This is a genomic window from Arthrobacter sp. 05T45, assembly GCF_056395875.1.
The window spans coordinates 1-9652 of the sequence record NZ_JBFTKI010000042.1; the positions used below are offsets into that span (position 1 = coordinate 1).

General features: G+C 67.2%; 7 protein-coding genes and 2 riboswitches. Of the genes, 1 reads left to right on the top strand and 6 read right to left on the bottom strand.

The window, feature by feature from the left end:
- The 5 genes from AC1DGD_RS22005 to gcvP all read right to left on the bottom strand — a co-directional run.
- The coding region (locus tag AC1DGD_RS22005; RefSeq protein ID WP_476858266.1) for an L-serine ammonia-lyase at nucleotides 1-1361 on the bottom strand (1361 nt) is incomplete at its 3' end.
- A gap of 117 nt (nucleotides 1362-1478) precedes the next feature.
- Nucleotides 1479-2801: a serine hydroxymethyltransferase gene (glyA, locus tag AC1DGD_RS22010; protein WP_476858267.1), complete on the bottom strand. Its 1323-nt coding sequence runs from the start codon at nucleotides 2799-2801 to the stop codon at nucleotides 1479-1481.
- Nucleotides 2798-3181 (bottom strand): glycine cleavage system protein GcvH, encoded by a 384-nt coding sequence (gene gcvH, locus AC1DGD_RS22015; RefSeq protein WP_223913460.1) that lies wholly within the window; start codon nucleotides 3179-3181, stop codon nucleotides 2798-2800. Before gcvH ends, glyA begins: the two co-directional genes overlap by 4 nt.
- A 57-nt stretch (nucleotides 3182-3238) precedes the next feature.
- A complete protein-coding gene (gene gcvT, locus AC1DGD_RS22020; protein WP_476858268.1) occupies nucleotides 3239-4375 on the bottom strand; it encodes a glycine cleavage system aminomethyltransferase GcvT in 1137 nt (378 codons plus the stop codon).
- A 10-nt stretch (nucleotides 4376-4385) separates the two neighbouring features.
- A complete protein-coding gene (gcvP, locus tag AC1DGD_RS22025) occupies nucleotides 4386-7232 on the bottom strand; it encodes an aminomethyl-transferring glycine dehydrogenase (protein WP_476858269.1) in 2847 nt (948 codons plus the stop codon).
- A gap of 52 nt (nucleotides 7233-7284) precedes the next feature.
- Nucleotides 7285-7392, bottom strand: a riboswitch (glycine riboswitch).
- Nucleotide 7393: 1 nt separating this feature from the next.
- Nucleotides 7394-7491, bottom strand: a riboswitch (glycine riboswitch).
- A 500-nt stretch (nucleotides 7492-7991) separates the two neighbouring features.
- On the opposite strand from gcvP, the gene AC1DGD_RS22030 reads away from it, so the two are divergent.
- Nucleotides 7992-8753 (top strand): hypothetical protein, encoded by a 762-nt coding sequence (locus tag AC1DGD_RS22030; protein WP_476858270.1) that lies wholly within the window; start codon nucleotides 7992-7994, stop codon nucleotides 8751-8753.
- 134 nt (nucleotides 8754-8887) lie between these two features.
- On the opposite strand, the gene AC1DGD_RS22035 is transcribed toward AC1DGD_RS22030, so the two are convergent.
- Nucleotides 8888-9652: SDR family NAD(P)-dependent oxidoreductase (locus tag AC1DGD_RS22035; protein ID WP_476858271.1), on the bottom strand; the 765-nt coding region annotated here is incomplete at its 5' end.

The following is a 9652-nucleotide window of genomic DNA, read 5'->3' on the forward strand; positions in this document are numbered from 1 at the left end:
TTGGAGCTCATGTCCTTGCCGGTTTCGCGCATGGTCACGATGACTTCGTCCAGGGAGACCCGGTGCGTGCCGTCGCCCCAGAGCGCCATTTTGGCGGCGTTGATGGCCTTGGCGGCGGCGATCGCGTTGCGTTCGATGCACGGGACCTGGACGAGCCCGCCGATCGGATCGCAGGTCAGGCCCAGGTTGTGTTCCATCGCGATTTCCGCGGCGTTCTCCACCTGTTGGGGCGTGCCGCCCATGACTTCGGCCAGGCCGGCGGCCGCCATCGAGGACGCCGAGCCGACCTCGCCCTGGCAGCCGACTTCCGCGCCGGAGATCGAGGCCTGCTCCTTGTAGAGCACGCCGATGGCGCCGGCGGTCAGCAGGAACCTGACAATCGTGTCGTCGCGGTCGGCCTGGGTGGCCTGGTCCATGCCGGGGGCGAAGTGCAGCGCGTAGTAGAGCACGGCCGGGATGATGCCCGCGGCGCCGTTGGTGGGGGCGGTGACGACGCGGCCGCCGGAGGCGTTTTCCTCGTTTACGGCCAGGGCGATCAGGTTGACCCATTCCTGCCAGTACTTCGGGTCCCGGTAGTCGGGGTCCTGTCCGCGGGTTTCCTTCATCAGCCGTTCGTGCCAGTCCGGGGCCCGGCGGCGGACCTTGAGCCCGCCCGGCAGCAGCCCGGTGCGTTTGAGGCTGACCTCGACGCAGCCTTCCATCACCGAGTAGATGTGCAGCAGCCCGTCGCGGATCTCGGCCTCGGTCCGGCTGTCCTCTTCGTTGATCCGCATCACCTCGCTGATGCTCAGCGAGGTCGTCCGGCAGTGTTCCAGCAGTTCGGCGGCCGTGCGGAACGGCAGGGGAAGTTCCTTCTTGGATTCCGCGAGTTCCTGCAGTGCCGCGTCCTCCTCGCCCTCGCGGACAATGAAGCCGCCGCCGACGGAGAAGAATGTGGCGCGGTGGAGGACTTCGCCTTCGGCGTCGGAGACGGTGAAGGTCATGCCGTTGGTGTGCCGTGGCAGGATGGTCAGCGGCCGCAGGACCATGTCCTTCACCCCATACGGCAGGGGCGCAGCCCCGCCCAGCTGCAGGGTGCCGGTCTCGGCGATCGCGGCGAGCCGCTCCTCGACCTCCTCGGGGAGGATCTGCTCGGGGTGGAAGCCCTCGAGTCCGAGCAGGATGGCGGTCATGGTGCCGTGGCCGTGGCCGGTCGCGGCGAGGGAGCCGTAGAGGTCCACCCGGAGCGACGCCGCCTCTGCCAGCTTGCCGAGGGCCTTGAGTTCTTCAGCAAACACGGCGGCGGCCCGCATGGGGCCAACGGTGTGGGAACTGGATGGCCCTATTCCGATGGAAAAGAGGTCGAAGACTCCAACTGCCATGATGCGTACCTTCCGCGGAGAAAGAGAATGATGGTCAATGACTAGAGGCGGGGCTCACCGCACCGGTCCCGGCCCCCCAATGACCCTGGACCGGTGCGATGATGCGCCCATTGAGCGCTAGGCGAGGTTAGCAACCGAGGGGTAGAGCGGGTGGGCGGCGGCGAGGGCCTCCACCCGGGAACGCAGACCGGACAGGTCCGCGCCGGCGTCGGCGGTCAGGGCCTCGGCGATGATGTCGGCAACCTCGGTAAAGGCCGCCTCGCCGAAGCCGCGGGTCGCCAGCGCCGGGGTGCCGATCCGCAGCCCGGAGGTGACCATCGGCGGACGCGGATCGAACGGCACAGCGTTGCGGTTGACCGTGATGTCGATCGCCGCGAGGCGGTCCTCGGCTTCCTGCCCGTTCAGCTCACACTCGCGCAGGTCCACCAGGACCAGGTGCACGTCGGTGCCGCCGGAGATCACGTTGATGCCCTTGGCGGTCACGTCCGGCTGGACCAGGCGCTCGGCGAGGATCCGGGCGCCGGCCAGGACACGTTCCTGGCGCTCCCTGAACTCCTCGGACGCGGCGATCTTGAACGCCACGGCTTTGCCGGCGATGACGTGCTCCAGCGGCCCGCCCTGCTGGCCGGGGAACACCGCGGAGTTGATCTTCTTGGCGATCTCGGCGTCGTTGGACAGGATGATGCCGCCGCGCGGACCGGCAAGGGTCTTGTGCGTGGTGGAGGTGGTGACGTGCGCGTGCGGGACCGGGGACGGGTGCAGCCCTGCCGCGACGAGGCCGGCGAAGTGCGCCATGTCCACCATCAGGTACGCGCCCACCGAGTCGGCGATCCGGCGGAACTCGGCGAAGTCCAGCTGCCGGGCGTACGCGGACCAGCCGGCAACGATCAGCGCCGGCTTGTGCTCCAGGGCCAGGGCCTCGACCTCGGCCATGTCGATCCGGTGGTCCTCCTCACGGACCTGATACGGGATCACGTTGTACAGCCGGCCGGAGAAGTTGATCCGCATGCCGTGCGTCAGGTGCCCGCCGTGGGCCAGGTTCAGGCCCATGATGGTGTCGCCCGGCCGGATCAGGGCGTGCATCACCGAGGCGTTGGCCTGCGCGCCGGAATGCGGCTGCACGTTCGCGTGCCCGGCACCGAACAGGGCCTTGACCCGATCGATCGCGAGCTGTTCGATCACATCAACGTGCTCGCAGCCACCGTAATAGCGCTTGCCCGGGTAGCCCTCGGCATACTTGTTCGTCAACACGGAACCCTGCGCCTGCATCACGGCTTTGGCGGTGTGGTTCTCCGAGGCGATCATTTCCAAACCGTCACGCTGCCGGGACAGCTCGGCGTCGATCTTCGCGGCGATCTCCGGATCCAGCGCGGACAGCTCCGCGTCCAAGCTCGCGGAGACGACCTGCTCAAACGGGGCAATCCCCGTTGAGGGGCTCACAGCTCGCCGCCGTTCTTGGACGCGTACTCTTCCGCCGACATCAGTGGGCCTTCTTCGGTCACCGCGACCTTGAACAACCAGCCGGCCCCGTACGGATCGCTGTTGATCAGCGCCGGATCGGAAACGACGGCGTCATTGATCTCCACCACCTCGCCAGTGACGGGTGCGTAGAGGTCCGAGACGGACTTGGTCGACTCGACCTCGCCGCAGGTCTCCCCCGCGGTCACCGCGGAACCGACCTCGGGCAGGTCCACGTAGACGATGTCGCCCAGGGCGTCGGCGGCCACGGCCGAAATCCCAATTCCTGCAGGGCCAGATCCGTCGGCAGCAACCCACTCGTGTTCAGCGGAGTACTTCAGTTCGGCTACAACTTTGCTCATTTATCTCAATCCTTAAGTTCGTATGTGGTTTCGGCAGGCTCAGCCAGCGGCGGCCGGCTACTTTTGGCGCTTGTAGAACGGCAGTGCGACGACTTCGAAAGGCTCCGTCTTGCCGCGGAGGTCAATGTCCAGGGCTGTGCCCGGTGCGGCGTGTTCGATGTCGACGTAGGCCATCGCGACCGGGTAGCCGAGGGTGGGGCTGGGCTGTCCGGAGGTCACTTCGCCGACGACGTTGCCGTCCTTGAGGACCGGGTAGTGGCTGCGGGCGGCACGGCGTCCGAGGCCCTTGAGCCCGACGAGTTTGCGGCCGGTCGTGGAGCCTGCGCCGGCTGCCTTGAGCTCGCTCAGGGCGGCCTTGCCGACGAAGTCCGACTCCTTGGCGAGCGAGACGACCGGGCCCAGGCCTGCTGCGTACGGGTTGCCTTCGCGGGAGAGTTCGTTGCCATAGAGCGGCATGCCGGCTTCCAAACGCAGCGAGTCACGGCAAGCCAGGCCGGCCGGGATAAGCCCGTGGCTGGCACCGGTTTCCAGCAGTGCTTCCCAGAGACCTGCCGCATCCTCGTTCGAGATGTAGATCTCGAAGCCGTCCTCGCCGGTGTAACCGGTGCGGGCGAGGAGCAGATCTTGTCCGTTGATCTGAACCTCAACCGCAGCGTAGTACTTCAGCTCGGTGACCAGGACATGCTGCTCGGCCGGGACCAGCGTCAGCAGGATGGCTTCGGCGTTCGGGCCCTGGACGGCGATCAGCGAGATCTCGGCGGAAACGTCTTCCACCGTCACGTCGAACCCGCTTTCTTGGGCAGAACCGGCCCTTTCGGCCAGTGCCGCGGCCACGACCTTGGCGTTGCCTGCGTTGGGGACCACCAGGTACTTGTCCTCACCGCGGCGGTAGGAGATGAGGTCATCGATGATGCCGCCGTCTTCCTGGCAGATCAGCGAGTACTTCGCCTTGCCGACGGCCACGGCCGACAGCTTCCCGGCCAGGGCGTAGTCGAGGAACGCCGCGGCGTCCGGGCCGGTGACCCAGACTTCGCCCATGTGGGAGAGGTCGAACAGGCCCGCGGCGTTGCGGACAGCGTGGTGCTCGGCGAGTTCCGATTCGTACTTCAGCGGCATCTGCCAGCCGCCGAAGTCCGTGAAGGAGGCGCCGGCTTTTTTGTGCTGCTCGTAGAGAGCGGTGTAGTTCTCACTCATCAGGAAATCCTTAGTTCTCGAATTCGGAAAGCGGCGGGCAGGAGCAGACCAGGTTGCGGTCCCCGGCGGCGCCGTCGATGCGTCCGACCGGCGGGAAGTACTTGTCCTGCCTGAGTGTGTGGACGGGGAATGCGGCCTGCTCACGCGGGTACTCGCGGGTCCAGTCAGTGCTGACGACGGCGGCTGCCGTGTGGGGTGCGTTGCGCAGCGGGGAGTTCTCCACCGTGAAATCGCCGTTGGAGACCTGGTCGATCTCCTGGCGGATGGTGATCATCGCCTCGATGAAGCGGTCGATCTCCGCAAGGTCCTCGGACTCGGTGGGCTCCACCATGAGGGTGCCCGCCACGGGGAAGGACAGGGTGGGGGCGTGGAAGCCGAAGTCGATGAGGCGCTTGGCCACGTCCTCAGCGGTGACGCCGGTCCTGGCCGTGAGTTCCCGCAAATCCAGGATGCACTCGTGCGCCACCAGGCCGCTCTCCCCCGTGTAGAGAACCGGGAAGTGCTCATCCAGCCGGGATGCGATGTAGTTCGCCGCGAGCAGCGCGGACTTGGTGGCCTCGGTGAGGCCCTGGCCGCCCATCAACTTCACGTACGCCCAGGAGATCGGCAGCACACCGGCGGATCCGTAACGCGAAGCGGAGATGGCAACTCCCTTTCCCGGTTCGACCTTGTTCGCGTCCCCCGGCATGAACGGCGCCAGGTGGGCCTTTGCAGCAACCGGGCCAACGCCCGGTCCGCCGCCGCCGTGAGGGATGCAGAAGGTCTTGTGCAGGTTCAGGTGCGAGACGTCACCGCCAAACTTGCCCGGCTGGGCCAGCCCGACCAGGGCGTTGAGGTTGGCGCCGTCGACGTAGACCTGGCCGCCGACGGCGTGGATCGCGTCGCAGACCTCGCGGACGTCGGCGTCGTACACCCCGTGGGTGGACGGGTAGGTGATCATGATGCAGGACAGCGCATCCTTGTGCAGCTCGATCTTGGCGGTCAGGTCCGCGTGGTCGATCGTGCCGTCCGAAGCCGTGGCCACGACCACGACCTTCATGCCGGCCAGCACGGCCGAGGCCGCGTTCGTGCCGTGCGCGGAGGCCGGGATCAGGCAGACGTTGCGCTGGGCATCGCCGCGGGAGTGGTGGTAGCCGCGGATGGCCAGCAGCCCGGCGAGCTCGCCCTGGGAGCCGGCGTTCGGCTGGATCGAGACCTGGTCGTATCCCGTGATTTCGGCGAGGTCAGCTTCGAGGCCGCTGACGAGTTCCCGCCAGCCCTCGGTCTGGGAGTCCGGGGCGAACGGGTGGATGGAGGCGAACTCCGGCCAGGAGATCGCTTCCATCTCGGCGGTGGCGTTCAGCTTCATGGTGCAGGAGCCCAGCGGGATCATGGTGCGGTCCAGGGCGAGGTCGCGGTCCGAGAGCTTGCGGATGTAGCGCAGCAGCTGGGTTTCGGAGCGGTGCGTGTTGAAGACCGGGTGCTGCAGGAAGTCGGAGGTGCGCAGCACCCTCCCGGGCAGCTCGAAGCCCTTGGCCTCCACCACCGGACCGGCGCCAAAGGCGACGACGACCGCGGAGAGGACCTCCGGCGTCGTGGTTTCATCGACGGACACGCCAACTGTGTCCGCGTCGATGAGCCGCAGGTTGATGCCACGGGCCTCGGCGGCGGCGATGACCTTGGCGGCCTTGCCGGGGACGCGTACCGTGAGGGTGTCGAAGAAGGACTCGCTCGCCAGTTCCCGGCCGGCGATCTTCAGCGTGGCGGCGAGGGCGCGGGTGTTGTTGTGGACGGTCTCGGCGATCGCCTTCAGTCCGTCCGGGCCGTGGTAGACGGCGTAGAACGAGGACACGATGGCCAGCAGTGCCTGCGCGGTGCAGATGTTGGACGTGGCCTTCTCGCGGCGGATGTGCTGCTCGCGGGTCTGCAGGGCCAGGCGGTACGCCGGGACGCCGGCGTTGTCTTTGGAGACGCCGACGATGCGGCCGGGGAGTGTGCGTTCCATGCCCTCGCGCACCGCCATGTACGCGGCGTGCGGGCCGCCGAAGAACAGCGGCACGCCCAGGCGCTGGGTGGAGCCGACGGCGATGTCCGCCCCCTGCTCGCCCGGAGGAGTGATCAGGGTCAGGGCAAGCAGATCCGCCGCCACGGTGACCAGTGCGCCGCGTTCTTTGGCCTCCGCGATCACGCCGGACTGGTCCCACGCCCGGCCGGAGACGCCCGGCTGCTGGAGGACGAGACCGTTGATGTCGCCGTCGGGCAGACCGGCGGAGAGGTCAGCGACCTGCACCTCGAAGCCCAGCGCCTCCGCTCGGCCCCTGACGATGGCAATGGTCTGCGGGAGGCAGTCGGCGTCGAGGACGGTCTTGGCCCCGGCAGCGGACTTGTTTTTGTTGGCGCGGCGCATGAGAAGCACGGCCTCGGCAACCGCGGTGGCCTCGTCCAGGAGGGACGCATTGGCGACCGGGAGCGCGGTGAGGTCCTGGACCATGGTCTGGAAGTTCAGCAGCGCCTCGAGGCGTCCCTGGGAGATTTCCGGCTGGTACGGGGTGTAGGCGGTGTACCAGGCGGGGGCTTCGAGGATGTTGCGACGGATCACCGGCGGGGTGACGGTGTCGTAGTAGCCCTGGCCGATCATCTGCACGGCCGTCTTGTTCTTGGAGGCGAGCTTGCGCAGTTCGGCCAGCACCTGGACTTCGCTGAGGGCGCTGTCCAGGGTGAGGGGCTTTTCCTGGCGGATTGAATCAGGGACCGCGTTGTCAACGAGGCCATCAACGCTGTCGTAGCCGACGGCCTTGAGCATGGTGTCGATGTCGGCCTGGCGGCGGGCGCCGATGTGGCGGTCTGCGAAGGTGGACGGGGACGATTGAACCGTCATGAGAGGAACTCCATAATTCAGGTGGCATCAAGACGCCACGATGATTCGGGTTCCTCCCCGCTCTGTATTGGACCTGAGAGTTTCCGTTTTGCCCTGCTGATAGCAGCGCGCCACTTGCACCGTCGGTGAGCCCGGTTGCCCGGACTGCTTTCCAGAGTTGCCTTGCCGCGGCGGTACGTGGGCCTGAGAGATTCCTGGGGAGGATTTGCTCCTACGGCGCCTGCTGAACGTACCGGCAGGACTCTCCCGCCGCAGATCATAAGCTGTGCCACTGGTCGGTGACACAGCTCACAATTTATCCGGTTCCCGGGCAGGATGCAAAATTTATTTTCAATTGCGTCGCTGTTCCCGCGGACGACGGCGGGAGCTCTTCGCCGTCGTCCGCTTGCGTGGGTGAGGCGCATGAGGGCCGTGACGTTGATCCGGAACACGCGGCCCCAGAGGTCGTCGTCCACCTCGTGGATCGGACCCAGGGGGTTAGTCCATTCGGTGTATTATTCTGGACGGATACTTTACTTTTCGTGCGCGTCCCTCCAGGGCGCTCATACGCAAGGAGCCTCCGTGAGCCTTTCGGATCAAGCGATGGAACAGGCAGCTCCCAGCAGACCACCAAGCCGGACTCCCGCCGGGGATGCCGCTTGGGGGTGGCTGATCGGGATCCTGGCAGGATTGCTCGGCTTGGGCCCTTGGCTGGTATCCGGCGCACAGCTCCCGTTGCAGAACTTGTGGGGCGCAGAGGTCGTTCCAGACCAGATGCCTATGTCGTTACTACCGCTAAGCCAGTACGAACTCACCACGATCGTGGCCCTCCTCACGGTAGGAGGTGCAGCGGCCGGACTCGCGGTCCGCATCTGGTCTCCCGCCCGACGACGACTGGTGACGTGGTGCGCGGCGGCCGGCGTTCTTGTGGTTCAGTTCACGGCGGCCGTCCAGTCCTTCACAGTGCTCGACGGCGGCTTGACGGGCGGAGCAATGGCGAGCCTCTACTTCGCCGGGCTGCTCGCGGGCGTGACCGCCTCCCTCGCTGCGGCCCTCGTGGCGCACCTGCTGCTCTGTTCGAGGTCACGGAGCCTGGCGGCATTGGGCGCCGGACTCATGGCAGTGCCGCTCGCTTCGTGGACGGTGGAGTGGGTTGTCGGCTTCGTTGGGCACATCAACGTCCCCGTCACAGTGCCGTCAATCGCTCACTGGATTCCCGCCATCCTCGTTGGTTGCGCCCTGGCATGGTGCGGCCTGCGTCCTGCGCGGCGGACCGCGGTGTGGGCCGTGAACCTTGCCCTGTTGTGGTTGGTTCCCGCCCTGTTCATCTCGGTCAACTACGTCCTGGGGACCCGTATCCTGGCTGGCGACCTGCAGGAGATGCTGTTAATGAGTCGGCAAATCCTGGCGGCAACACTTGGACCCGAGGGCGGAGCAGCTTCCAAAATCTTGCTGGCTCTGGTCATCGCGTTGGCAGGGCTGGGTGCCAAATCCATTGCCGCTCGCCGGCGGCAGGACGTGCCCACCTTCCCGTCCACTTAAAATCCGGACTCACCCGGGATGTGTGGAGGTCCTTGCACCAGCGGATCCGCTGGTGCAAGGACGGATTTGGTCCCGATCCAGCGGGCGACGGCGGGACCTCCCGCCGTCGCCCGCCGGCGCTGGGTGCCGCTCCCCTACAGCGCGGACCAGCCGCCGTCGGAGGCGAGGATGGCGCCGTTGATGTTGGTGCCGTCGTCGCTGAGCAGGAACGTGATGGACGCGGCGAGCTGCGCGGCGGTGGCGGGCGTGGGGACGGTGGCCTGCATCAGCGGGCCGAGGCGTTCGGCCGCGAGCTGGGACCCCCAGTTGGCCACGATGTTGGTGATGGTGGGGCCGGGGGCCACGGCGTTGAAGCGCAGGCCCTTCGGCCCGTACATCACGGCCGAGTTCTTGGTCAGGCCCACGACGGCGTGCTTGGACGCGGTGTAGGCGGCGCCGGCGGCGGACCCGCGCAGGCTGGCCTCGGAGGCGACGTTGACCACGGAGCCGGTCCCGGCGTCCAGCATCAGCGGCACCACCGCGCGGGTCAGGCGCATCAGGGCGGTGACGTTGATCCGGAAGACACGGCCCCAGGTGTCGTCGTCCACCTCGTGGATCGGGGCGAAGTTGTCCATGATCCCGGCAACGTTCGCCAGCGCGTCGATGCGTCCGCCGGCGGCAGCGACGACGGCGGCCACGGTCTCCTCGGTGGAGATGTCGCCGGCCACCGGGACCAGGTCCAGGCCGGCGTTCTCGGCCACGAGGTCATCCAGGCGTTCCTTGCTGATGTCGGCGGCGATGACGCGGCCGCCTTCCCTGGCGATCCGCAGGGCGGTGGCCTGGCCGATGCCGGAGGCGGCACCGGTGACGATGACGGTCTTGCCGGCGAACCGGCCGGTGGTGGTGGCTTCCTGCCATGA